Origin of the sequence: Luteimonas sp. R10 (genome assembly GCF_045689605.1) — a bacterium.
Taxonomy (GTDB): Bacteria; Pseudomonadota; Gammaproteobacteria; order Xanthomonadales; family Xanthomonadaceae; genus Luteimonas.
This window is the reverse complement of record NZ_CP141262.1, coordinates 833,341-856,497: the sequence shown is the minus strand read 5'-3', so window position 1 is coordinate 856,497 and position 23,157 is coordinate 833,341. Positions and strand designations below refer to the sequence as shown.

At 71.1% G+C, this 23,157-nt stretch carries 20 protein-coding genes and 2 pseudogenes; 9 read left to right on the top strand and 13 right to left on the bottom strand.

Annotated features, from left to right (window positions below; genetic code table 11):
• Nucleotides 1–31: 31 nt before the first annotated feature.
• The 3 genes from U3649_RS03745 to U3649_RS03735 all read left to right on the top strand — a co-directional run bounded on the left by U3649_RS03745 (nt 32) and on the right by U3649_RS03735 (nt 1,880).
• On the top strand, nt 32–910 hold the full coding sequence (locus U3649_RS03745; protein ID WP_407353549.1) for a hypothetical protein: 879 nt from the start codon (nt 32–34) through the stop codon (nt 908–910).
• A 102-nt stretch (nt 911–1,012) separates the two neighbouring features.
• The gene (locus U3649_RS03740; protein ID WP_407353548.1) at nt 1,013–1,372 is read left to right on the top strand and encodes an I78 family peptidase inhibitor; all 360 of its coding nucleotides are present in this window, start codon (nt 1,013–1,015) and stop codon (nt 1,370–1,372) included.
• Nucleotides 1,373–1,577: 205 nt separating this feature from the next.
• The gene (locus tag U3649_RS03735; protein WP_407353547.1) at nt 1,578–1,880 is read left to right on the top strand and encodes a hypothetical protein; all 303 of its coding nucleotides are present in this window, start codon (nt 1,578–1,580) and stop codon (nt 1,878–1,880) included.
• 428 nt (nt 1,881–2,308) lie between these two features.
• Here U3649_RS03735 and U3649_RS03730 read toward each other — a convergent pair whose 3' ends face one another.
• From U3649_RS03730 to U3649_RS03695, 8 genes and pseudogenes are all read right to left on the bottom strand, one after another.
• Nucleotides 2,309–3,106, bottom strand: a complete 798-nt coding sequence (locus U3649_RS03730; RefSeq protein WP_407353546.1) for a hypothetical protein — start codon at nt 3,104–3,106, stop codon at nt 2,309–2,311.
• A 366-nt stretch (nt 3,107–3,472) separates the two neighbouring features.
• Nucleotides 3,473–4,654, bottom strand: a pseudogene (locus U3649_RS03725) (lytic murein transglycosylase); the annotation flags it as partial.
• A gap of 105 nt (nt 4,655–4,759) precedes the next feature.
• A pseudogene (gene egtD, locus U3649_RS03720) lies at nt 4,760–5,728 on the bottom strand (L-histidine N(alpha)-methyltransferase); the annotation flags it as partial.
• A complete protein-coding gene (gene egtB, locus U3649_RS03715; protein ID WP_407353545.1) occupies nt 5,728–7,026 on the bottom strand; it encodes an ergothioneine biosynthesis protein EgtB in 1,299 nt (432 codons plus the stop codon). The pseudogene egtD and the gene egtB, both read right to left, overlap by 1 nt.
• Nucleotides 7,027–7,190: 164 nt before the next feature.
• Nucleotides 7,191–7,799 (bottom strand): GTP cyclohydrolase I FolE, encoded by a 609-nt coding sequence (folE, locus tag U3649_RS03710; protein WP_407353544.1) that lies wholly within the window; start codon nt 7,797–7,799, stop codon nt 7,191–7,193.
• A gap of 135 nt (nt 7,800–7,934) precedes the next feature.
• Entirely contained in the window at nt 7,935–8,390 is a 456-nt protein-coding gene (locus U3649_RS03705) for a hypothetical protein (RefSeq protein ID WP_407353543.1), read from the bottom strand.
• 97 nt (nt 8,391–8,487) lie between these two features.
• Nucleotides 8,488–8,850 carry a hypothetical protein gene (locus U3649_RS03700; protein WP_407353542.1) on the bottom strand — a complete coding sequence of 121 codons (363 nt, stop codon included), beginning with the start codon at nt 8,848–8,850 and terminating at the stop codon, nt 8,488–8,490.
• A 309-nt stretch (nt 8,851–9,159) separates the two neighbouring features.
• A complete protein-coding gene (locus tag U3649_RS03695; RefSeq protein ID WP_407353541.1) occupies nt 9,160–9,981 on the bottom strand; it encodes a helix-turn-helix domain-containing protein in 822 nt (273 codons plus the stop codon).
• A 75-nt stretch (nt 9,982–10,056) separates the two neighbouring features.
• On the opposite strand from U3649_RS03695, the gene U3649_RS03690 reads away from it, so the two are divergent.
• Entirely contained in the window at nt 10,057–10,896 is an 840-nt protein-coding gene (locus U3649_RS03690) for an isocitrate lyase/phosphoenolpyruvate mutase family protein (RefSeq protein ID WP_407353540.1), read from the top strand.
• A gap of 102 nt (nt 10,897–10,998) precedes the next feature.
• Here U3649_RS03690 and U3649_RS03685 read toward each other — a convergent pair whose 3' ends face one another.
• The 4 genes from U3649_RS03685 to U3649_RS03670 form a co-directional block, all read right to left on the bottom strand.
• Nucleotides 10,999–12,471 (bottom strand): efflux transporter outer membrane subunit, encoded by a 1,473-nt coding sequence (locus tag U3649_RS03685; RefSeq protein WP_407353539.1) that lies wholly within the window; start codon nt 12,469–12,471, stop codon nt 10,999–11,001.
• Nucleotides 12,464–15,631: an efflux RND transporter permease subunit gene (locus tag U3649_RS03680; RefSeq protein WP_407353538.1), complete on the bottom strand. Its 3,168-nt coding sequence runs from the start codon at nt 15,629–15,631 to the stop codon at nt 12,464–12,466. Before U3649_RS03680 ends, U3649_RS03685 begins: the two co-directional genes overlap by 8 nt.
• A 192-nt stretch (nt 15,632–15,823) precedes the next feature.
• A complete protein-coding gene (locus U3649_RS03675; RefSeq protein ID WP_407353537.1) occupies nt 15,824–17,023 on the bottom strand; it encodes an efflux RND transporter periplasmic adaptor subunit in 1,200 nt (399 codons plus the stop codon).
• Nucleotides 17,010–17,897 (bottom strand): SDR family NAD(P)-dependent oxidoreductase, encoded by an 888-nt coding sequence (locus U3649_RS03670; RefSeq protein WP_407353536.1) that lies wholly within the window; start codon nt 17,895–17,897, stop codon nt 17,010–17,012. Before U3649_RS03670 ends, U3649_RS03675 begins: the two co-directional genes overlap by 14 nt.
• On the opposite strand from U3649_RS03670, the gene U3649_RS03665 reads away from it, so the two are divergent.
• The 3 genes from U3649_RS03665 (at nt 17,897) to U3649_RS03655 (ending at nt 21,534) form a co-directional block, all read left to right on the top strand.
• Nucleotides 17,897–18,166, top strand: coding sequence for a hypothetical protein (locus tag U3649_RS03665; protein ID WP_407353535.1), 270 nt, complete (start codon nt 17,897–17,899; stop codon nt 18,164–18,166). The genes U3649_RS03670 and U3649_RS03665 overlap by 1 nt on opposite strands.
• 114 nt (nt 18,167–18,280) lie before the next feature.
• On the top strand, nt 18,281–19,342 hold the full coding sequence (locus U3649_RS03660; RefSeq protein ID WP_407353534.1) for a LysR substrate-binding domain-containing protein: 1,062 nt from the start codon (nt 18,281–18,283) through the stop codon (nt 19,340–19,342).
• A gap of 311 nt (nt 19,343–19,653) precedes the next feature.
• Nucleotides 19,654–21,534 carry a DUF885 domain-containing protein gene (locus tag U3649_RS03655; protein WP_407353533.1) on the top strand — a complete coding sequence of 627 codons (1,881 nt, stop codon included), beginning with the start codon at nt 19,654–19,656 and terminating at the stop codon, nt 21,532–21,534.
• An 88-nt stretch (nt 21,535–21,622) separates the two neighbouring features.
• Here the strand turns inward: U3649_RS03655 and U3649_RS03650 are convergent, their stop codons facing one another.
• A complete protein-coding gene (locus U3649_RS03650) occupies nt 21,623–22,333 on the bottom strand; it encodes an ArsR/SmtB family transcription factor (protein WP_407353532.1) in 711 nt (236 codons plus the stop codon).
• A 106-nt stretch (nt 22,334–22,439) separates the two neighbouring features.
• On the opposite strand from U3649_RS03650, the gene U3649_RS03645 reads away from it, so the two are divergent.
• Both U3649_RS03645 and U3649_RS03640 read left to right on the top strand, forming a co-directional pair.
• Nucleotides 22,440–22,784 carry an NIPSNAP family protein gene (locus U3649_RS03645; protein WP_407353531.1) on the top strand — a complete coding sequence of 115 codons (345 nt, stop codon included), beginning with the start codon at nt 22,440–22,442 and terminating at the stop codon, nt 22,782–22,784.
• Nucleotides 22,781–23,128 (top strand): antibiotic biosynthesis monooxygenase family protein, encoded by a 348-nt coding sequence (locus tag U3649_RS03640; protein ID WP_407353530.1) that lies wholly within the window; start codon nt 22,781–22,783, stop codon nt 23,126–23,128. Before U3649_RS03645 ends, U3649_RS03640 begins: the two co-directional genes overlap by 4 nt.
• Nucleotides 23,129–23,157: the final 29 nt, after the last annotated feature.

Here is a 23,157-nt window from a genome sequence, read left to right as displayed (position 1 = left end):
TGTCCGTGCAGCATAGGGAGACGCACCGGACATGCAACTGCAGCGCATCTACACCGACTGGAACGCGGTCCGCCACGCGACCGGCACGCCGTCCAGCCGCCAGCGTCGCGCGTGGCGCGACGCCCTGCGCACGCGGCCGGCGATCGCCTACTGGGGCGATTCCTGGTTCAGCACGCCGCTGTACAAGAACCTGTACTGGAACAGCTTCGTTCGCATCGACGGCATGTCGTTGCGGCTCGGCGGTCCCGGGCTCACGGCGGAGAAAATGTGCACGCCGGCACGTTGCCGCGACCATGCCGAGCGCCTGCGCGCGCGCGAGTTCGACCTGCTGTGCCTGAGCATCGGCGGCAACGACGGGCTGGGACCGCGGCTGGCGGCGGTGTTCGACCATGCCGGCCGCATGCGCGCCGAGGATGCCTTCGCCGCAGTCCTGGCGGCGCGGCTGTTCGACGGCATTCACGAGCGCTACGCGATCCTGCTCGAGGCGATGGCGCGGATCGGCGGCGGATTCCGGGTCGTCGGCCACGGCTATGCGCCGCCGCTAAGGATCGGCGATCCCGGCCGGACCAGCATCAAGAATCTCGGCCTGGCGGCACCGTTGATCGGCAACGTCGGCCCTTGGCTGTGGCCGACGATGCGGCCGGTTTTGACGAGCAAGGCCGAGGTCGCGCGCTTCGCGCGGATGTTGCTGGTCGCGGGCTTTCGCGACCGGGTGCTGGCACCGAGCAAGGCGGACTTTCCGTCGCTGTTCTCCTACGCCGACTTCTCGCAGCTCGCCGAGACCGCCGATCCGGCGTTCTGGTACGACGAGATCCACCCGACCGAAGCGGGGTTCGCCATCCTCGCCACCGGCTACAACGCGATGATCCGCGCCGCGCTGCCGGCAGCCAAGCGCGCAGCGGTCTCCTGAACGCTGCGCGCCCGATCGCCGCGAGGCGCGCAACGATGTTCACACGGCCATGGCCACGCGCTATGGTCCGGACCACCCCGCCGCTTTTCGGAGAGACCCCCGATGCCACGTTCCACCGCCTCGCTGTTGCTGGTCGCCCTGTCCATCGCGCTGGCCGCCTGCGCACCCAATTCCGGCCACGTCGCGGACGGCGACGACGCCGTCGCCGCCGACCCGCCCGCGGCCGCCGAACCCGCGCCCCAGGCGCCCGCCGCGACGGAAGGCTGCGATGCCGACCCGGTGCAGTCGCTGGTCGGGCAGCAGGCCGACGACGCCCTGGTCGAGCAGGCGCGCACCGGTGCCGGCGCCGAGATCGCGCGCGTGCTCAAACCCGGGCAGATGGTGACCATGGAGTACCGCGGCGATCGCCTCAACATCGATGTCGACGAGGCCGGCACGGTCACCGCACTGCGCTGCGGTTGAGTTTCGGTCCGCGTCTGCGCGCGCCGGACGCCGTTGGCCGGTACGGCCACGGCGTCGCGCTACGTGAACCGGATCGAACGCTCGACCCCGTCCGGCGACGCATTGCGATTCCTTAGCATCGCCGTGACGCGATCCATACGCGACGGCGCGGAGACTGCGGGCGTCACCCACGAGGAGATCACGCATGTTCCGTTTCGCATTGCCCTTGGCCGCCGCGCTGACGTTGTCGCTGGCAGCCTGCACGCCGCCGGAGGAAACGCCGCCGATGGAAGAGCCGGCAGGGCCGACCGAACCCGCGGGTGACGCCGGATACGCGCCGCCGCCTACCAACGACGCCACGGATCCGACGACCGATCCGATGCAGGATCCGCCCCCGGTCGATCCGATGGACCCGAACGCACCGCCGCCCGCGGAACCGGCGGAGACCACCAACGAGGCCATGCCGGAAGATCCGACCGACGAGCAGATGCCGCCGGAGGATCCTGAGGACACTCCGCCGACCCAATGATCGCGCCCACCGCGACGCTCTCTCCAAGGTCGACGATTCCCGCCCCGCTCCGGGGCGGGATTTTTATTTTTGTATCGGACGGGGCGCTGGCACGCGCGCGTGGCGCCACGCGATCGCCACCGCCGGCCGACGGCAGTGGCGCCAGATGGAGTCGAGCGTTCGATCCGGTTCGCGCGACACGACGCCATGTGCCGTGTCTGCCAACGGGTCCTCGTGGCGCAGCGCCGCCGGCAGGGACGGCGCAGCGACCGGACGATGAAGCCGATGCCGAACGCGGCCACCGGCAGCCCACAAACCGCGTGCGCTCGTCCGCCGGCACCACGTCGGCGATGCAGGCCGTCCAGCGATTGCCGCGGAGCCGTCTTCCACCGCAACGGCAACGCCCCGGCATCGGGTGATGCCGGGGCGAATGCGACGCCGATGGGCGATCAGCGGTTGGCGAGCAACCGCGTGGCGTCGACCGCCAGCTGTTCCACCGCGTTGCCGTAGGCGTCGTGGCCGCCGTTGGCATAGACCTCGTGGCCCTCGGCGAAGGACGCGGTCACGTTCGCGGCGATGTCCCGGGCCTGGTTGAACTGCCCCTGCAGCGTACCGTCCAGCGACGCCACCGCGTCGACGGCACTGGCGAAGTCGCCGCGGGTGGCGGCATCCATCAGGCCCCTGGCGGCGGTCTGCACGTCGCTCAACGAGCGCGCGACCGCACCCAGGTCGCCGATGTCCGGCGTGCGGCCATTGGTCAGCGCGCCGGCAGCCAACGAGCTCAACGCCCCCTGCAACGAGGTGTTCGCGCCCGGGATCTGGCCGGCGAACTTGTCGATGGCGAAGTTGGCGAACGGCTGCATCGCCGCCGGCAGATTGTCGGCGACCGCGCTGCGCGCCGCATCGGTGAGGCTGCCGCCGACCAGGGCGTTGACCGCGCCCATCACCGCGCCGGGCAGGCCGCCGGTGATCGCGCCCATGATCGCGGCGCCGACGATGCCTTCCAGGTCCTTCGCGTCGATGCCCAGCGCATCGGCGATCTGTCCCAGTGCGTCGTCGATGCCGACGGCTTCGGCCATCGACCCGATCGCATTGCTGACCGCCTCGCTCAGCGAATCGACCGCATTGCCGAGTGCGTCGGCGGCGTTGCCGATCGCGTCGCTGGCCGAGGTGTCGTTGCCGGCGCCGCCCGTACCGCTGCCGCTGCCTCCACCGACGCCGCCGGCGCCGTCGCTGCCATCGCTCATGGCCGATCCTCCTGAAATTGGTTCCGGACCCGAGACTAGATCGCGCCGGCAGGGGCCGAAAGCTGGGGCAGACCCGAGGTCCACGCGCATCGATCGGCACACCGCGGACGGGGCCCTCGCCGCCGGGCGCGCCAAGCGCGATGCCCGCGCCCCCCAGGCCCCCACAATTCCGGCGCCCGCGAGAAGCCACACCCCGTAGAGCGGAGCTCGCTCCGCTGCTCTCGGCTCCTGAGCCACGCAGCCGAGCAAGCTCGGCTCTACGAGGGCAAGCCGCACCGCCCGTGGCGCCCCGTAGAGCGGAGCTTGCTCCGCTGCTCCCGGCTCCGGAGCCCACGCAGCCGAGCAAGCTCCGCTCTACGGGGAGGTCAGCGCTTCTAGGATCTTGCGGCCGGCGCGGCCGTCGGCCGGATGCAACCCGAGGCGCCGCTGTTCGGCCTGGATCGCGCGCCGGGTGTTGCCGCCGATCATGCCGTCGACCGCACCGATGTCGTGGCCGCGATCGAGCAGCAATTGCTGCAGTTCGCGGCGCTGCGCACGCGACAGCCCGGGATCGTCGGTCGGCCAGGCGGCGGCCAGGCCGGTCCCGCCGCGCAGGCGGTCGGACAGCAGCGCGATCGCGAGCGCATAGCTTTCGGCGGCGTTGTAGGCGTAGATCGCGTCGTAGTTGCGGAACACCAGGAACGCGGGACCGTCGCGCCCAGCCGGGACCAGCAACGCCGCCTCGGTCGACGGCGGCAGCGACGAGAGCGCGATCTCGCTGCCGTCGTGATGCCGCACGCCGCGCGCGATCCAGTCGGACAACGGCCGGCGCCTGGTGCGCCCGGCCAGGGACGTGTCCAAAGCCGGCGGCAACCGCACCTCGAAGCCCCAGGGCTGCCCCGTACGCCAGCCGGAGCGCTTGAGGTAGTGGGCGGTGGAGGCGAGCGCGTCGGGAATGCTGTCGACCAGATCGCGGCGGCCGTCGCCGTCGAAGTCGACCGCGATCCGCGCGTAGGTGGAAGGAATGAACTGGGTGTGGCCGAACGCGCCGGCCCAGGAGCCGTTGAGCCCCTCGGCGTCGATGTCGCCGTCTTGCAGCAGCCTCAACGTGGCGATGAACTCGCCGCGGAAGAACTCCCGGCGCCGGCCATCGCACGACAGCGTCGACAGCGACACCAGCAGCGGCCGCTTGCCGAAGATCCGGCCGTAATCGCTCTCGACGCCCCAGACCGCGACCACGGTCTCCGGGTCCACGCCGTATGCATCCGCCACGCGCGCCAGGAGATCGCGGTGTGTGTCGAGCATCGCGCGGCCGTCGGCGACGCGCTCGTCGTCGACCAAGCCGGCCAGGTAGTCCCAGATCGGCGTGGTGAACTCCGGCTGCGCATCGAGCAGTTCCAGTACCGACGGGTCCGGTTGCAGGCCGGCGGTGTGACGCTCGAAGGTGGCGGTCGACACGCCCTTGCCCGCAGCGGCCGACTTCAGTCCGGCCAGGCAGCGCTCGAAGGCGGGATCGGCATGGGCGGCGAACACGGGCGCGAACAGCAGCAGGCAGGCGAGGCGTTTCATCGGCGGGCGCTGGCGGCGAGGAGCTTGAAGTGTGGACTATTCACGGGCACCGCCGGTGGCGACGGCCCGTTGCGCGCTGCGGCGGACAGGTCGGCTCGGCGCGGCCGGGCGCAGCAGGCGCAGCCCGAACCAGTCGTCCACGTCGTTCCAGGCCGCCGCCGGCTGCAATCCGGCGCGCGCCGCGATCGCCTCGAAGCCGGGGTCGGTGTACTTGTGGCTGTACTCGACCTGCATCGCCTCGCCGGCGGCGAAGTCGAACGCGCGCCCGCCCACGCGCACGCGCTGCGTGCGGCAGCTGACCAGAAAGGTCTCGATGCGCCCGCGCTCGCGCGAGTAGCGCGCCCGGTGGCGGAATTGCCTGAGGTCGAAGTCGCTGCCGATCTCGCGATTGAGCCGTGCCAGCAGGTTGAGGGTGAAGGCGGCGGTGACGCCGGCGGCGTCGTTGTAGGCGGCCTCGATCGTCGCCGGATCCTTGTCCAGGTCGATGCCGACCAGCGCCAGCCCGTCCTCGCCGATCGTGTCGCGCATCGCGCGCAGCAACCGCACGGCATCGTCCTCGACGAAGTTGCCCAGGGTCGAGCCGGGGAAGAACGCCAACCGCCGCTGCGGCGCCCGTCGCGGCGACGGCAGCGCCACCGGACGGGTGAAGTCGGCGCAGACGGGCAGCATCTCGATCCGCGGAAACCGCTCCTCCAGCCGCGCCACGCTGTCGAGCAACGCGTCGCGCGAGATCTCGATGGGCGTGTAGGCGACGACGTCGTCCAGCCCGGCCAGCAGGGTCTCGGTCTTGCGCCCGCTGCCGCTGCCGTACTCGACCACGTGCACGCGCGCGCCGGCCGCCGCGGCGATGCCGGGCATGCACCGCTGCAGCAGCGCCGACTCGGTGCCGGTGAGGTAGTACTCCGGCTGCCGGGTGATCTGCTCGAACAGCATCGAGCCGCGCGCATCGTAGAAGTACTTCGACGGCAGCCGCTTGGGCGTGGCCGAGAGCCCGGCGACGACGTCGCCGGCGATCTGGTCGCGCCCGGGCTGCAGGTCGACCAGTTCGGGGCCGGACGCGGCGCGCATGTCCATCAGGCGTCCCGCGCCAGCCGCAGCCCGGCGAACTGCCAGCGCGCCTGCGGCGGAAAGAAGTTGCGGTAGCTGGCCCGCACGTGATCGCCCGGCGTGGCGCAGCTGCCGCCGCGCAGCACCCACTGGCCGCACATGAACTTGCCGTTGTATTCGCCGAGGCTGCCCGGCAGCGCACGGAAGCCCGGATAGGCCGAGTACGCGCTCGCGGTCCATTCCCACACGTCGCCGTAGAGCTGCGCGAAGCCGTCGCCGGCCGCATCGCCGCGCGCCGCCTGCGGCTCGAAGCGATCGTCGTCGGCGAAATGCCCGGCCACCGGCAGGGCCGCGGCCGCCAGCTCCCACTCGGCCTCCGTCGGCAGGCGCGCACCGGCCCAGCGCGCATACGCATCGGCCTCGTAGTAGCTCAGGTGGCAGACCGGCGCATGCGGATCGAGTTCGCGCACGCCGCCGAGCGTGAAGGCATGCCGCAGGTCCTCCTGCCAGTACAGCGGCCGCTGCCAGCCTTCCGCCTGCACCCGCGACCAGCCGTCGCTCAGCCACAGGCCCGCCTCGCGATAGCCGCCATCCTCGACGAAGCCGCGGTATTCGGCATTGCTCACCGGGCGGCTGCCCAGCGCATGCGCGGGCACCAGCACGCGATGGCGCGGCGACTCGCTGTCGAAGGCGAAGCGGCCCGCTTCCGGCCAGGCCGGTGCCCCGATCGCGGCGATGCGCTCGTCGGCCGCGATCCAACGCAGCGGCGTGTCCGCGCCGCGCGCTCCGGCCAGGTCGTCGCGATACGCCGGCTGCAGCGGATTGCACCACAGCGCGTGCTTGATGTCGGTCAGCAGCAGTTCCTGGTGCTGCTGCTCATGCTGCAGGCCGAGCTCCAGCCGCTGCAGTCGCTCGCCGGCGAGATCGCCGTCGGCGAGGCGGCGCTCGATGCGCGCATCGACTTCGGCCCGATACTCGCGCACCTGCTCGAGGGCCGGCCGCGACAGCAGCCCGCGTCGCGGCCGAGCATGCATCGGCCCGACGCTCTGGTAGTAGCTGTTGAACAGGAAGTCCCACCCGGGACGCAGCGGCCGGTGGCCGGGATCGGCGCCGAGCACGAAGCGCTCGAAGAACCAGGTGGTATGGGCGAGGTGCCACTTGGCCGGGCTGGCATCGTCCATGCTCTGCACCATCGCGTCTTCCGGCGACAGCGGCGCGGCCAGCTGCGCGCTGCGCGTGCGCACCTGCCGGAACCGCTGCGCCAGCGCCTCCGGTGATGGCGCGGCGGCGGCCGTGGCGTGGGCGTCGGCGGCCAGGGAAGGCATGCGAAAAGCATAACGTGCCCGGGCGGGGGAGGCATCCTCGTCCTGCGGCGGGGTTCAGGCCAGCGCGCGGCAGCTCATGTGGGAGCGACGGAAGTCGCGACTACGCGGGTGGGCAGTCGCGACTTCCGTCGCTCCCACAACACCAGCGCTGCGCCGCGGCCGCCTCAACGCCGCTGTCCGTTGCCGACCTCGATGAAGCGCAGGAACTCGGCGCGGGTACGCGCGTCCTCGCGGAACGATCCGAGCATGGTCGAGGTGATCATGCTGACCCCGCGCTTGTGCACGCCGCGGGTGGTCATGCACTCGTGCGCGCCCTCCACCACCACGCCGACGCCCAGCGGCTGCAGCGCGCGCTGGATGCAGCCGGCGATCTGCGCGGTCATCTTCTCCTGCACCTGCAGGCGCTTGGCGTAGGCCTCGACCACGCGCGCCAGCTTGCTGATGCCGACCACCTTGCCGTCCGGCAGGTAGCCGACGTGCACGCGGCCGATGATCGGCGCCATGTGGTGCTCGCAGTGGCTCTCGTACTCGATGTCGCGCAGCACGATCATCTCGTCGTAGCCCTCGACCTCCTTGAAGGTGCGGGCGAGATAGTCGTCCGGGTCCAGGGCATAGCCGCTGAACCATTCACGGTAGGCCTTGGCCACGCGCGCCGGCGTGTCCAGCAGGCCCTCGCGCGCCGGGTCGTCGCCGGCCCAGCGCAGCAGCGTGCGCACCGCATCTTCCGCCTGCGCGCGGCTGACGGCGGGGGATTCGTCGGAGGGATCGGCCATGGGCAAGGGTCGGCGGGGAAGAAGCGCCATGTTACCGCGCGCCTTGGCCTTGCAGTCGGCAAGGTGCGGCGATGCGCAACACCACCTGGCGGCCACTGCGGCGCAGCGCGGCCTGCTCGGAAGCACTGACAGGCGTTAGTAGCGGCCCTTCTCGCGTACCGATTTGTCCATTTCACGCCACACGTGCTCGACTGCGGGCCGCGCCTGGTCCCAACTCAGCCGCGAATCGCCGCGCACCTTGAGCCAGCGCGCGCCGAGCGCGGGCTCGGCGTCGGCGAACCGCTGGCCGCCTTGGCTGCGGAAACTGTCGAGGCCGAGGCGGTACGCCGGCTCGTAGTCGCGCCACTCGCAGTCCTCGACGTAGTAGCGGGTATGGGTGTGGATCTGCTCGAAATGGCCGAGGTCGCCGCGGGAATCGGCCGATTCGGCGGTGCGATGGCCGAACAGGGCGCCGGCGGCGGTGCCGATCACCACGCCGACCACCAGACCAGGCGGACCGCCGGCGAAGAACCCGATGCCACCGCCGGCCGCGCCGCCCAGCAACGCGCTGCCACCGGCGCCGAGGATGTGCTCCTTCTGTAAGATGCTCATCGCTACCTCCTGGTCATGCGCGGCTGCTCCGCCGTAGTGGGTGCACGCGCTTCCACGGCTGCGAAGGAGCACGCCGCCCGGTGGACGGCCCCACGCGTCAACCGGCACTCGCGGCACCGGCCGCCAGCGCGTCGGCATCCAGCCACGCCGCCATCACCGCCGGGCGGGCCTCGGTCCAGTTCAGGCGCGATGCGCCGCGTGCCGCGTTCCAGTCGCGTTCGAGCGCGGCCTCGGCCTGCTCGAAGGCGACATGATCGTGCGCGGCCCATTGCCGATGGCCGTAGCGATAGGCCGGTGCATAGTCCGACCACGTACGGCCGGTCGAGTAGTAGGAAGCATCGCGATAGTCGCGCCGGTAGCGCGCCATCTCCGGAAAGCTGCCGTCGCGGTCACCGACGCCCGGCACGGATCGGACACCGGTGTCGGCCCCACCGCTGGCCGGATCGCTGACTTTGTCCATCCTGATTCCATCGCGTCATCTGCGTGACGCGGTTGCCTTGGAGATGCGCCGACGCTACGCCGCGGCAGGTCACCGGATGGTGAAAGGATGGCTGGGCGCGGCGACCGCCGGGACGCGATTCAGGCACCGTTGCCGGCGGCGCGCGCGCCCGGGACCATGGCACCCCGCCGTGCCTCCGGATGCGACGCGCCTGAACGCGACGTGCGTGTTCAGCCGTGACCGGCCCTGCGTTCATGGACCGGCAGCGCTGGTGGCCAGCCGCCGGCCAGCGCGTGGCGTCAAGGAGACGATGCAAACGGCGGATTTCGGTCAGTTCTTTCGATCCGCGTCGGCGAGCGCACGGCAGAAGGCGGCCGTTGCCTCGTCGTCCGGAAAACAGCACTCGATGCACAGTTCGTCGAGCGTGACGTCGTGCGGCGTGGCGAATGTCGTCATGGTGGAGAAGAAGCGCAGCTCCGTATCATCGCGCCGGAACACGCTCGTCAGCAGCAGCGACGGCGCATTGTCGACCTCGCGCCGCCGCCAGCGCACAGGCACGCCGGGATGCGCCAGCACCTCGTCGAGCAGGGCGCGCGCGGCCCCGTCCGAGGGCGTTGCCGCAATGCGGCCATGCAGATGCCGCAGCAGGTCACCCGCGATCTCCTCCCAGTTGACCACGCGGGAACGCAGGTCCGCGGGATCGAAGAACTGCCGCAGCATGTTGTCGTGCGCGCTGTCGCGCCCGAGCAGGAAGCGGTTGACGTTCATCGCGGCGCGGTTCGCCATCAGCACGTCCCAGTGCCGGTTGATCACGTACGCCGGATACGGCTCCTGTTGCTCGAGAATGAAATCGATCGCGCGCTGCACCGGTCCGAGCGCGGGCGTGCCGAGGCCCGACTCGGGGTGCATGGGCGCGTAGCCGGCGGCGACCAGTAGCGCGTTGCGTTCACGCAACGGCATGTCGAGCGCGTCTGCGAGACGCGTGACGGCCTCGCGGCTGGCGCGCGACTTGCCGCCTTCTATGCAGCTCAAGTGCCGCGCGGACATGCCGGCTTCCAGCGCGAGATCGAGCTGGCTCAGGTGCCGCGCCGCGCGCCATTCGCGCAACAGGATGCCGATGGGCGCGACGGCGACGGCGGCGGCGGTGGTCATGGGCACCGAGTCTAGCCGCGCCTGCCGGGAGAAACCATGACCTTGGAGGTCATGCCTCCATGATCTCGCGCGTCATTGTCTTGCGGCGGCAAGGCGCCGAAGATCGCCGTCGGACAACCACTGCGAAGAGACCACGCCATGACACAGCCAGACCTTGCCCGGGCCTTCCACGCACTGCACGTCGCCGGCCGCCCGCTCGTGCTTTTCAACGCATGGGATGCCGGCTCCGCCCGCGCCATCGCCGCCGGTGGCGCAAAGGCCATCGCCACCGGGAGCTGGTCGGTCGCCGCCGCCAACGGCTTCGGCGACGGCGAGCAGCTGCCGCTCGATCTTGCGCTCGGCAATCTCGCGCGCATCGTCGCCGCCGTCGAGCTGCCCGTCAGCATCGACCTCGAAAGCGGCTATGGCGCGAACCCGGACGAGGTCGGCGGAACGGTTGCGCGCGCCATCGACGCCGGCGCCGTCGGCTGCAATCTCGAGGACAGCTTCCCGCACGACGGCAGCCTGCGCGCGATCGAGGAGAGCGCGCAGCGCATCGCGGCCGCGCGCCGGGCGGCGGACGAACGAGGCGTGGCGTTCTTCATCAACGCGCGGACCGATGTCTACTTCCAGAAGGATGCGGCGAAGGACGAAGCCGCCAACATCGAGATGACGATCGAACGCGCGCAGGCCTACGCGAAAGCCGGCGCGAGCGGGCTGTTCGTGCCCGGTCTCGCCGCGCCCGATTCCATCCGCCGCGTGGTCGAGGCGTCACTGCTGCCCGTCAACATCATGGTGATGGGCGACACGCCGTCGCTCGCGGAGCTCGCCGCGCTCGGCGTGGCGCGCGTCAGTCACGGGCCGGGACCGTACTCCCGCGCGATGGCGCAGCTGACGGAAGCCGCGCGCGCGGCGCTGGAGACGGACCAGGCGTGAGACCGCGGGCGACGCAGCGCGAACAGAGCCCGCTGTTCACGGCTCGATGCGGATCGATCCGCGTCGGATCCTGTTCAAGGCAGCTTCTCCGGGGGCATGCATTCAGTCACGGCCGGCGACCCGCTCGCGCACCGGCAGGCGCTGCGGCCAGCCGCCGGCGAGTGCGCGGTACAGCGCCACCGCGCCGGTGACGCTGCGGGTGCGCACATCGGCCAGCGCATCCTGCGCCTGCAGCTGGGTGCGCTCGGCGTCGAGGACCTCGAACAGGTCGGCGGCGCCCGCGTCGAAGCGGGTCCGCGCCAGCTGCGCGGCGCGTGCGCTGTCCTCCGCCGCGCGGGTCAGGTGCGTGTCCTCCTCGCGGGTGCGGGCGTAGCGCACCAGTGCGTTCTCGGTGTCCTCCAGCGCCAGCAGCACGGTCTGCTCGTAACGCGCCAGCTCGCCGGCGGCCTCGGCGTCGGCGGCGGCGATGCGCGCACGCACCCGGCCGATGTCGAGGAACGACCAGTCGATGCCGAGCGCCACCAGGCGCCTCTCGCTGTCGCGCTCGAACAGCGCCGAGCTGTCGATCGCCTGGCTGCCGAGCAGCCCGCCGAGGGTGAAGCGCGGGAACAGGTCGGCGGTGGCGACGCCGATGCGCGCGGTCGCCGCATGCAGGCGCTGCTCGGCGGCGGCGATGTCGGGACGCCGGCGCAGCAGGTCGCCGGGCGAGCCGGCGTCCAATCGCGGCGGCAGCGCCGGCAGCGGCCGCACCGGTTGCAGTTCGGCCACCAGCGCGTCGGGCGTGCGCCCGGTCAGCACCGCCAGCCGGTGCATGCCGGCGGCGACCTCGGCCTCCAGCGCCGGCACCCGCGCCAGGGTCGACTCCAGCTGCGCACGGGCGCGGGCGGTGTCGAAGCCGGTGCCGCGCCCCGACTCGAAGCGCGCCTCCACCAGGCGCAGCGTCTCGCGCTGGTTGTCGGCGTTGGCCTGGGCGACCCGCAACCGCTCCTGGGCGCCGCGCAGCTCGACGTAGCCGCGCACCACCTCGCCGACGATCGCCACCTGCAGCGCCGCCAGGTCGGCGGCGCTGGCGGCGGCGCCGGCGCGCGCGGCCTCGACGCCGCGGCGCACGCGGCCGAACAGGTCCAGCTCCCAGCTCGCCTCGATGCCGGCGCGATAGCTTTCGCCGTCGCGTCCGGCGCGCGGCACGCCCGGCAGTTCGTCGGCGCTGGCGCGGCTGTCGGCGGCCTCGGCGAACGCGGTGACGGTCGGGAAACGGTCGAAGCCGGCGCCGCGCAGCAGCGCGTTGGCGCGGTCGTAGCTGGCCAGCGCGATGCGCAGGTCGTGGTTGGCGGCGAGTGCGGCGTCGACCAGCGCATCGAGCTGCGGATCGGCGAAGTCCTGCCAGAACGCGGCGTCCGGCGCCGGCAACGCCGACGGATCCGACGCCTGGGCCTGCACGAAGCCGTCGGCGAGCGTCAGCGCGGGGCGGACATGGTCCGGGCCGACCGCACAGGCGGCCAGGGCGACGGCGAGCAGCGAAGGCAGCACGGCGCGCGCGCCGGCGGGCAGGCGATGGGAGAGTCGGTTACGCATGGGAAGGCTCCAGGTTGTCCGGCTGCGCGTCCGCGGCCTTGCCGCGCTCCACCAGCTTGCGCAGCGCCACGTAGAACACGGGGGTCAGGAACAGGCCGAACCCGGTGACGCCGATCATGCCGGCGAACACCGCCGTGCCCAGCGCCTGCCGCACCTCGGCGCCGGCGCCGGTGGCGATCACCAGCGGCACCACCGCCGCGGTGAAGGTGATCGAGGTCATGATGATCGGGCGCAGGCGCAGGCGGCAGGCTTCCAGCGCGGCCTCCACGATCCCCATGCCCTGCTGTTCCAGCTCGCGGGCGAATTCCACGATCAGGATCGCGTTCTTGCACGCCAGCGCGATCAGCACCACCAGCCCGACCTGGACGAAGATGTTGTTGTCGCCGCCGGTCGCCCACACGCCGAGCATCGCCGAGAGCATGCACATCGGCACGATCAGGATGATCGCCAGCGGCAGGGTCCAGCTCTCGTACAGCGCCGCCAGCACCAGGAACACCAGCATCACCGCCAGCGGGAAGATGATCAGCGCCGCCTTGCTCTGGTTGGCCTGCTGGAAGCTCAGGTCGGTCCACTCGAAGGTCATGCCGTTGGGCAGCACGCTGGCGCCGAGCTCGGTCAGGGTATCCATCGCCTGCGACGACGACAGCACCCGCGGATCGGATTCGCCGGCCAGGTCCGCGGCCGGGTAGCCGTTGTAGCGCAGCACCGGGTCGGGGCCGAAGGTCTCGCGGACGTTGACCATCGAGCCGATCGGCACCATCTCGCCGCGGTCGTTGCGGGTCCGCAGGTTGGCGATGTCCTCGACGCTGTCGCGGAACGGCCCGTCGGCCTGGGCGATCACCTGCCAGGTGCGGCCGAACTGGTTGAAGTCGTTGACGTAGGCCGAGCCGAGGTAGGTCTGCAGGGTATTGAACAGGTCGGTCAGCTGCACGCCCTGGGCCTTGGCCTTGACCCGGTCGACCTCGGCGTCGAGCTGCGGCACGTTGGCCTGGTAGCTGGTGATCGGAAAGCCCATGCCCGGCGTCTGCGAGATCGCGCCCTGGAAGCCGTTCACCGCCTCCTGCAAGGCGCCATAGCCGAGCCCGGCGCGGTCCTCGACGAACAGCTGGTAGCCCGAACCGTTGCCCAGGCCCTGGATCGGCGGCGGCATGAACGAGAACGCGAAGCCTTCCTGCAGCCCGGCGATCTTCTGGCCGAGATCGGCGTTGATCTCCTCGGCGCTGCGCTCGCGTTCGCCGAACGGCTTGAGGTTGAGGAACACCACCCCGTAGTTGGGCGTGTTGGTGAACTGCAGCGGATTCAGGCCGGGGAAGGCGATGGTGTTGATGACGTCCTCGTCCTCGGCCGCGATCGCGCTGACCTTGTCCAGCAGCGCATTGGTGCGCGGCAGCGACGCGCCTCCGGGCAGGTTGACGCCTGCGATCAGGTACAGCTTGTCCTGGACCGGAATGAAGCCGGCCGGCACCACCTGGAACATCAGCCCGGTCGCCAGCAGCAGGCCGGCATAGATCGCGAACACCCCGCCGCGCCGGCCCAGCGCACGGACGACGCCGCGATGGTATTGCTCCGAGCTGCGCTTGAAGAAGCGGTTGAACGGCCGGAACACCCAGCCGAACAGCCGATCGATCAGGCGCGACAGGCGGTCCTTCGGCGCATCGTGCGGCTTGAGCAGCATCGCCGCCAGCGCCGGCGACAGGGTCAGCGAGTTGACGGTCGAGATCACCGTGGAGATGGCGATCGTCACCGCGAACTGGCGGTAGAACTGCCCGGTCACCCCGGTCAGGAACGCCATCGGCACGAACACCGCGCACAGCACCAGGCCGATGGCGATGATCGGGCCGGAGACCTCGCGCATCGCCATGTGCGCGGCCTCGAGCGGCGACGCGCCGTCCTCGATGTGGCGCTCGACGTTCTCCACCACCACGATCGCGTCGTCGACCACGATGCCGATCGCCAGCACCAGGCCGAACAGGGTCAGGGTGTTGATCGAGTAGCCCAGCAGGTACAGCGCGCCGAAGGTGCCGACCACCGACACCGGCACCGCCAGCAGCGGGATCAGCGAGGCGCGCCAGGTCTGCAGGAACAGGATCACCACCAGCGCCACCAGCAGCACCGCCTCGAGCAGGGTCTGGATCACCGACTTGATCGAGTCGCGCACGAACACGGTGGTGTCGTAGATGGATTCGTACTCGACGCCTTCCGGGAAGCGCTGCGACAGCTCGTCCATGGTGGCGATGACCTCGTCGCGGATCTGCAGCGCATTGGCGCCCGGCGACTCGAAGATGCCGATCGCGACCGCGTCCTTGCCGTCGAGCTGCGAACGCAGCGTGTAGTCGCCCGCGCCCAGCTCCAGCCGGGCGACGTCGCGCAGGCGCACGATCTCGCCGCCGGCGCCGCTCTCGATCACGATGTCGCCGAACTCCTCCTCCGTGGTCAGCCGCCCCTGGGCGTTGATCAGGGTCAGGAAGCGGCTGTCGGGCATCGGCTCGGCGCCGAGCTGGCCGGCCGAGACCTGCACGTTCTGCTCGCGCATCGCCTGCAGCACGTCGCCGGCCGTCAGCCCGCGCGAGGCGATCGCGTCGGGGTCGAGCCAGGCGCGCATGGCGTAGTCGCCGCCGCCGAAGATCTGCGCGTCGCCGACGCCGCGGATCCGCGCCAGCGCGTCCTTGACGTGCAGGCGGGCGTAGTTGCGCAGGTACAGCAGGTCGTACCTGCCGTCGGGCGAAGTGAGGTGCACCACCATCAGGAAGGTCGGAGACTGCTTCTGCACGGTCACGCCCTGGCGGCGCACGTCCTCGGGCAGGCGCGCCTGCGCCTGGGCGACGCGGTTCTGCACCTTGACCGCGGCGTCGTCCGGATCGGTGCCGGGACGGAAGGTCACGGTGAGCTGCAGCACGCCGTCGGAACCGGCCACCGACTTGAGGTACATCATGTCCTCGACGCCGTTGATCGCCTCCTCCAGCGGCGTGGCCACGGTCTCGGCGATCACCTTGGGATTGGCGCCCGGGTACACCGTGCGCACCATCACCGACGGCGGCGCGACGTCCGGGTATTCGCTCATCGGCAGGTTCGGGATCGCGATCAGGCCGATCGCGAAGATGATGATCGACAGCACCGCGGCGAAGATCGGGCGGTCGATGAAGAAGCGGGAGAAGTCCATGGCGGTGTTCCTCGTGCGGCGGTCGCCGCGTGCAGTTGCCGTCTATCGAATCGAAGAAAAAGCCCTGCCCGACCCGCCCCGCGGCCGGGGGAGGGCGCAGCCGCGACGCGGACGCGATGCGGAGTGGATCGGGCGGGACCCGGGCCCGGCGCGGACGGGGAAGGGGCGCGCCGGGCCCGAAAGCTCAGGCCGTCATGGCGCCTCGGCGCTGGCCACCTGCACCTGCGGCGCCGGATCGCCCATCTCGATCGGCGTCGGCGCCACCGGCATGCCGGGGAAGAACACCTTCTGCACGCCATGCACGATCACCCGGTCCTCGGCGGTCAGGCCGTCCTGCACGACGCGCAGGCCCTCGACGCTGCGGCCGGGAACGATGTCGCGGCGTTCGGCCTGGTTGTTCTCGCCGAGCACGTACACGTACTTGCGGTCCTGGTCGGTCAGCACCGCGCGCTCGTCGATCAGCAAGGCTTCGGCGGCGGCCGCGGCCTCCAGCTGCACGCGCGCGTGCAGGCCGGGGGTGAACACGCGGTCGGGATTGGCGACCACCGCGCGGGCGCGGATCGTGCCGGTCCCGGGATCGACCTGGTTGTCGGTGAAGTCGACGATGCCCTTGTGCGGGTAGCCCTGCTCGTTGGCCAGGCCCACCCGCACCGCGTTGCCGTCGGCGGCGCGCCTGCCGTCGCGGGTCAGCGCCTGGTAGCGCAGGAAGCTCTGCTCGTCGGCATCGAAGTAGACGTGCACCGGATCCAGCGACACCACGGTGGTCAACAGGGTGCTGTCGGCCTGGGCGAGGTTGCCGGCGGTGACCAGCGCGCGGCCCGCGCGGCCGTCGATCGGCGAGCGCACCTCGGTGAACTGCAGGTCCAGCTGCGCGGCGGTGACCGCGGCCTCCGCGGCGCGGACTTCCGCGTCGCCCTGCGCGCTGGCCGCTCGCCGCGCCTCGAACTCCTCGCGGGAGATCGCACTGGCGGCCAACAGTTCCTCGGCGCGCACGTCCTGGCTGCGGGCGAGCTGCGATTCGCTCCTGGCACGCGCCAGCTGCGCCTGCGCCCGGGCGAGCGCGGCGCGATACGGGCGCTGGTCGATCACGAAGAGCAGGTCGCCCTTCTCGACCTCGTCGCCTTCGGCGAAGGCGACGCGTTCGACGTAACCGCTGACGCGCGGACGCAGTTCGACGGTCTCGACCGCGGCGACGCGGCCGGTGAAGTCGTCCCACTGCGCGACCGGGCGCGACAGCACCTGGGCGACGCTGACCTCGGGCGGCGGCATCGCGCCTGCGCCCGGAGCGGCCTGGCTGCTGCAGGCGGCGAGTACGGCGGCGGCGAGCACGCCGAGCAGCGGCGCCGCGGCACGGCGGCGCAAGCGGTCGATCTTGGAGTCAGGAGTGTTCATCGTGGCGGTGTCCTGGATGGGGGAGAGAACGAAGGGTGTCGAGCAGGTCGCGTGCGTCCTGGAGGTCGCGCGCCGGTACGTCCGGCGCGGTCCGCGACGCGACCTCGGCGGCGCGCACGGCGGGCGGCGCTGACCGGGCCGGCGCGGAGGATGCAACCTCGACCTCGCTCGAGGTCAAGGCCGCGGAAGCGGCGTAGTCGACGATCGCCGGCAGGCCGCCGCGGACCGGGGGATCGCGCTCCAGCAACGCCAGCGCGCGGCGCCCCACGGCTGCGGCCTGCGGCCACTCGGCGCAGGCGTGGACGTCGTCGTCGGCGCCGCGCAACGGCGCGTCGACCGACAGCAGTTGCACCCGGACGCCTTCGCGCCGCGCTTCCTCGTGCAGCACCCGGGCGAGCATCCGCAGCGCCGCCGCGGCGATCGAGCGATGGCCGTAGCCGGCCCAGGGATAGCTGCCGCCCGGGCCGCCGACCAGCAGGTAGCGGGTGCGCTGGCTCGCCGGCAGCAGCGGAAACAGGTGGCGGGCGGCGACCAGGTGCGGCAGCAGGTCCCGGTCGAGGGTGCTGCGCAGCACTTCGGCCGGCTGGTCGAGCAGGCGCCCACAGGCCCCTTCGCCGCCGATCGCGGCGACCACCGCCTCCAGCCGGCGGCCGCGACGGCGCACCGCCTCGGCCAGCGCGGCGGCGTCGCCGTCGCTGCGCAGGAGCGCGGCCAGCACGCCCAGGTCGGCCCGGGCATGCTGCTGCCGCAGCGCCTGCAGCGCGGCCGCGTCCTCGGCCACCGCGAGCACCGCGCGGCCGGCGGCGACCGCCGCCTCGACCACGCCGCGGCCGGCGCATCCGGTCGCGCCAAGCACCAGCAGGACCGGGCTCATTGTCCGCGCTCCGGGATTATCTCTCCCAGGATCGACACCAATCGCCGCACCGCACCATCCTCGCGGCGGCCCCCGGGCGCCTCGGTCCGGACGCGACCGCGGCCGCCGAGACAGGCCCCGACGGCACCGGCAAGTTCCTGATCGCGCAGGCGAACATGGCGGAAACCCGGCGCCGGGACTCGGTCCTGCCGGGACCCCTGGCGGTGCAGCTGGGAAGCGATGTGGGACTGCATGGCACGGCCCATCTGGAAAACGTGCCGCTACGATAAGGAGCACTCCTGCACTTGATTAGCCCCTGAATGAGGGAATAATTGTCCCTGTGCCGGTCCAATGATCGATCGGAACAATTCCCCCTCCTCCTCCCCCATTCGGAGCCGATCAAGATGGCCCGCGACCTCAACGACACCATCATCTTCGTCAAGGTGGTGGAACAGGGCAGCTTCATCGCCGCGGCGCGCACGCTGCGCCTGCCCAAGACCACCGTCAGCCGCAAGGTGCAGGAGCTGGAAACGCGCCTGGGCGCGCAGCTGCTGCATCGCACGACCCGCAAGCTCGGGCTCACCGAGGCCGGCAACATCTATTACGAGCACTGCCAGAAGATCGCCCGCGACCTGGCCGAGGCCGAGAGCGCGGTGACCCAGCTGCAAGGCGGGCCGCGCGGCTGGCTGCGGCTGACCACGCCGTACTCGCTCGGGATCGAGCGGATCGCGCCGCTGCTGGGCGAATTCCACGCGCGCCATCCCGAGGTCCGGGTGGAGATGCTGCTGAGCAACGAGCCGCTGGACCTGATCGACCGCGAGATCGATGTCGCCCTGCGCATGGGCACCCTGCCCGACTCCAACCTGGTGGCGCGCCGGCTGGCGGTGCTGCGCACCCAGGTCTACGCCAGCCCGAGCTACATCGAGCGCCACGGCGAGCCGCTGCACCCCAACGACCTGCAGCACCATCGCACCCTGGGCATGCAGAAGATGCAGCGCAACGGCCACTACTACTGGCCGCTGAGCGATGGCGAGCAAAGCATCGAGTACCGCATCGATCCGGTGATGGTCGCCAACGATCCGGCCGGCCTGCGCGGCGCCCTGCTCTGCGGCGAAGGCCTGATGCTGGCCGCCGACATCAGCATCAAGGCCTACGCCGAACAGGGCTACCTGCGCCGGGTCCTGGCCGGCTGGACCGGCCCCGAGTTCGATCTCAACGCGGTGTTCCCGCGCGGCCAGGTGACCTCGCCCAAGGTCCGCGCGTTCGTCGATTTCCTGGTCGAGCGGCTGAACTTCGATGCCGACTACATGCAGATCCTGTGCCCCGATGCACGCGCGCGCTGCATCGAGGCGGAGAAGGCGTCGGCGGCGGCGCTTTCGGCGCAGCTGGGCAAGGCCCGGGAGAAGGCGGCGCCTTTGCCCGAGCACGAGCCCGGGATCGATGCCGAGGAGAAGGAGCCGGCCTGAGCAGGGCGGCGCCGGCAGGCGAGCGGACCGCTCGAGCGCGCGCCTTCGAAGAACGGGGATGGCCGGTTCGCTCGGTACCCGGCCGGCCGCTGGCCGAACGCAGGTTCTCTGGGCCGCTTTCCCGCGAAGCGAAGAACGGGCACCAAGGCGGTGTAGGCTCTGGCCCCCTGTCCCGACATCGGTTCGTTGCCGTGGTCCCGGCCCGGTCCGTCGCGGCCGGGCAGCGGTCGCGGCATGACATCCTGCAGGGGCCGTCCACCCGTACCAGCGCGCAGAATGCGCCATTCGATCCGACCCGAGGAGAAGATTCCATGCGATCCGCGTTCGCCTGCAGCACCCTGGCCCTCGCCCTGGCCCTGGCCGCCTGCTCGCAGCAGCCTGCCGACACCTCCACCGCCAACGGCGCGCCCGCCGCCACGCCCGCCGACGCCACGCAGCAGGCCGAAAGCGAGTCCGCGCGCCTCAACGCCTGGTTCGAGACCCAGTACGAGGAACTGCTGCAGTTCAGCCCGATGCGGCTGACCTTCCTCGGCCGCAAGGATCTCTACGACCAGCTGGACGACGTCTCCGAGGAGGCCGCACGCAAGCAGCTGGCGTGGCTGGAGGCCTCGGTGCGGCAGATGGAATCGACGTTCGACTACGACCGGCTCGACGACGACGCCAAGCTGTCGTGGGACCTGTGGAAGCACCAGTACGAGAGCGCGCGCGACGGCGAGCCGTTCTTCCTCAACGGCTACGCGTTCGACCAGATGAACGGCATGAACAGCTTCCTGCCGACGTTCCTGATCAACTTCCACAAGGTCGAGAACGAGCAGGACCACCTCGCCTACATCGCGCGCCTGCAGGCGCTGCCGCGGGTGTTCGACCAGCTGATCGAGCGCGGGCGCGCGGCCGCGGCACAAGGCATCCGCCCGCCGAAGTTCGCCCTCGAGGGCGTCATCGAACAGTCGCGCAAGGTCGTGGCCGGCGCACCGTTCGGCGACGGCGGCGACAGCGCGCTGTGGGCCGACCTGCAGGCCAAGGCCGATGCCCTGGTCGAGAGCGAGGCCATCACCGCCGAGCGCGCGGACGAACTCAAGCAGCAGGCGCGCACCGCCCTGGTGGAGCAGGTACAGCCCGCCTATGGGCGCGTGATCGCCTGGAGCGAGGAGACGCTGCCCGACGCGCTGGAGAACCCGGCGGGCGTGGGCACCACGCAGCGCAACGGCGCTGACTACTACGCCTACCAGCTGCGCGAGCACACCACCACCGGCATGAGCGCCGACGAGATCCACCAGCTCGGCCTGGACGAGGTGGCACGCATCCGCGGCGAGATGGAGGCGCTCAAGGAGCGGGTCGAATTCGACGGCGACCTGCAGGCCTTCTTCAAGTTCATCCATACCGACCCGCGCTTCAAGTTCCCGGACACCGACGAGGGCCGGCAGGCCTACATCGACCAGGCCACCGCCGCCATCGACAACATCAAACAGCACCTGCCCGACTACTTCGGCCTGCTGCCGAAGGCGGAGCTGGTGGTCAAGCGCGTCGAGCCGTTCCGCGAGCAGGACGGCGCCGCCCAGCACTACTTCCCCGGCACCCCGGACGGCTCGCGTCCCGGCATCTACTACGCGCACCTGTCGGACATGAACGCCATGCCGAAGCCCGAGCTGGAGGTGATCGCCTACCACGAGGGCCTGCCCGGCCACCACATGCAGATCTCGATCGCGCAGGAGCTGGAAGGCGTGCCCACCTTCCGCACGCAGTACTCCAGCACCGCCTACGCCGAAGGCTGGGGCCTGTACTCGGAATGGCTGGCCAAGGAGATGCCGGGCACCTACGAGGACCCGTATTCCGAGTACGGCCGCCTGACCTCGGAGATGTGGCGCGCGATCCGCCTGGTGGTGGACACCGGCCTGCACGCCAAGGGCTGGACCGAGCAGCAGGCGGTGGACTACTTCAGCGCCAACAGCTCGATTCCGTCGGCCGCGGTCCGCTCCGAGGTCCAGCGCTACCTGATCATGCCGGGCCAGGCCACCGCGTATAAGGTCGGCATGATCAAGATCCAGGAACTGCGCCGGAAGGCCGAAGCCGAACTCGGCGACAGCTTCGACATCCGCGGCTTCCACGACACCGTGCTCGGCGGCGGCGCCATGCCGCTGGACCTGCTGGAGCGGCGCGTGGACCAGTGGATCGCGGAGAAGAAGGCGGGCTGAGCGCCGCTCTCGACACCGACGCACGGCCGGCAACGAGGCCGGCCGTGCGGAAGCGGGAATCAACGCGCGTGCGCGGGGCCGGCGTGGCTCAATCCACCCGTGCTGGCGGGGCAAGGCCGCCGGATCCGGCGAACCGGACGAGTTCGCGATGCCCCCGCGGCGTCACCCCGAGCGCGCGCGAGTTCCGTGCCCGCCGCAACCAGCCCTGCTCCAGGAAGCGCGTCAACAGCACCGCGCCGAGTGCGCCGGCCAGGTGGTGGCGCCGCTCGCTCCAGTCGAGGCATGAGCGGCACATCACGCGGCGCGAACCGGGCAGCGCGCCGGGGTCGATCCCGGCGTCGTGCAGGAAGCCAGCGCCGGCGGCGGTGAGCTGCAGGCCGCTTTCTCCTGCGGACAGGAATCCGCGGCGCATGAAACTGTCGTGGATACGGACGCCCCATTCGCCGGCCAGGTGGTCGTAGCACACGCGCGCCTGCCTGAGGCCGGGATCACAAGGACCCGTGGGCACCCGCGGGTCGACCGTGCGATAGGCCACGCCCATCAGCCCTTCCAGCACTCGCGCCACGTCCTCGTCGGCGAGGCGGAAGTAGCGATGCCGCCCCTGCTTCTCCAGGCAGACCAGGCGGGCATCGACCAGCGCGGAGAGATGTTCGCTGGCGGTCGGCCGCGCGATGCCGGCGACGTCGGCCAACTCGGTCGCCGTCAGGGCGCGTCCGGCCATGAGCGCCATCAGGATGTCGATGCGCGCGCGCTCCCCGATCAGCGCGGCGATGCGGTTGAGGCTGGCAGCGGTGTCCATGGCGGTGATCCTGCGGCGCGCCGTGTCGGAATGCTTCGGTCCCGGGCGAAGCATAGGCCGCCAGCGGACCGTATGGTCGTCGATGCCACCCCACCGGAGCCGAACGATGCGAATCGCCTGCCTGATCCGCTACCGGATCGATCCGTTCCAGCGCGAGGCGTTCCAAGCCTACGCCGAGCGCTGGGGCCGTGTGATCCCGCGCTGCGGAGGCGACCTGATCGGCTACTTCCTGCCGCACGAGGGCAGCAACGACATCGCGTGGGGGCTGGTCGCCTTCGATACCCTCGCCGGCTACGAGGCCTATCGCGCCCGGCTCAAGGCCGATCCGGAAGGCCACGGGAACTTCGACTTCGCGCGGGAACAGCGCTTCATTCTCCGCGAGGAGCGCAGCTGGGTGGAAATCGTCGACGGCACGTTCCGTCGTTCCGCCACGACGGCAGACACGCCATGATCGCCGTCCTATTCGAGCTCGAGCTGAACCCGGGGCGGCGGCCGGCCTACCTGGACGCGGCCGAACGCCTGCGACCGCTGCTCGATGGCATCGACGGGTTTCTCTCGATCGAGCGCTTCCAGAGCCTTGCCCGTCCAGACAAGCTGCTGTCGCTGTCGTATTGGCGCGACGAGGAGGCAGTCCGCGCATGGCGCAACCTCGAGCCGCATCGCCGGGTCCAGGACATGGGCCGGCGATCGATCTTCGCCGACTACCGCCTTCGCGTGGCGCAGGTGCTGCGCGACTACGGCATGCACGACCGCACGCAGGCACCGGAGGACTCGCGCCTCGCGCATGGCGGCTGATGCGCCGGCAGCGATGCGCCCTCGCGCCT

Excerpts from the sequence above, each read along its gene's own strand:
- U3649_RS03745 (WP_407353549.1), top strand. The coding sequence starts at position 32 with ATGCAACTGCAGCGCATCTACACCGACTGGAACGCGGTCCGCCACGCG.
- U3649_RS03740 (WP_407353548.1), top strand. The coding sequence starts at position 1,013 with ATGCCACGTTCCACCGCCTCGCTGTTGCTGGTCGCCCTGTCCATCGCG.
- U3649_RS03730 (WP_407353546.1), bottom strand. The coding sequence starts at position 3,106 with ATGAGCGATGGCAGCGACGGCGCCGGCGGCGTCGGTGGAGGCAGCGGC.
- egtB (WP_407353545.1), bottom strand. The coding sequence starts at position 7,026 with ATGCCTTCCCTGGCCGCCGACGCCCACGCCACGGCCGCCGCCGCGCCA.
- folE (WP_407353544.1), bottom strand. The coding sequence starts at position 7,799 with ATGGCCGATCCCTCCGACGAATCCCCCGCCGTCAGCCGCGCGCAGGCG.
- U3649_RS03705 (WP_407353543.1), bottom strand. The coding sequence starts at position 8,390 with ATGAGCATCTTACAGAAGGAGCACATCCTCGGCGCCGGTGGCAGCGCG.
- U3649_RS03700 (WP_407353542.1), bottom strand. The coding sequence starts at position 8,850 with ATGGACAAAGTCAGCGATCCGGCCAGCGGTGGGGCCGACACCGGTGTC.
- U3649_RS03695 (WP_407353541.1), bottom strand. The coding sequence starts at position 9,981 with ATGACCACCGCCGCCGCCGTCGCCGTCGCGCCCATCGGCATCCTGTTG.
- U3649_RS03685 (WP_407353539.1), bottom strand. The coding sequence starts at position 12,471 with ATGCGTAACCGACTCTCCCATCGCCTGCCCGCCGGCGCGCGCGCCGTG.
- U3649_RS03680 (WP_407353538.1), bottom strand. The coding sequence starts at position 15,631 with ATGGACTTCTCCCGCTTCTTCATCGACCGCCCGATCTTCGCCGCGGTG.
- U3649_RS03675 (WP_407353537.1), bottom strand. The coding sequence starts at position 17,023 with ATGAACACTCCTGACTCCAAGATCGACCGCTTGCGCCGCCGTGCCGCG.
- U3649_RS03670 (WP_407353536.1), bottom strand. The coding sequence starts at position 17,897 with ATGAGCCCGGTCCTGCTGGTGCTTGGCGCGACCGGATGCGCCGGCCGC.
- U3649_RS03660 (WP_407353534.1), top strand. The coding sequence starts at position 18,281 with ATGGCCCGCGACCTCAACGACACCATCATCTTCGTCAAGGTGGTGGAA.
- U3649_RS03655 (WP_407353533.1), top strand. The coding sequence starts at position 19,654 with ATGCGATCCGCGTTCGCCTGCAGCACCCTGGCCCTCGCCCTGGCCCTG.
- U3649_RS03650 (WP_407353532.1), bottom strand. The coding sequence starts at position 22,333 with ATGGACACCGCTGCCAGCCTCAACCGCATCGCCGCGCTGATCGGGGAG.
- U3649_RS03645 (WP_407353531.1), top strand. The coding sequence starts at position 22,440 with ATGCGAATCGCCTGCCTGATCCGCTACCGGATCGATCCGTTCCAGCGC.
- U3649_RS03640 (WP_407353530.1), top strand. The coding sequence starts at position 22,781 with ATGATCGCCGTCCTATTCGAGCTCGAGCTGAACCCGGGGCGGCGGCCG.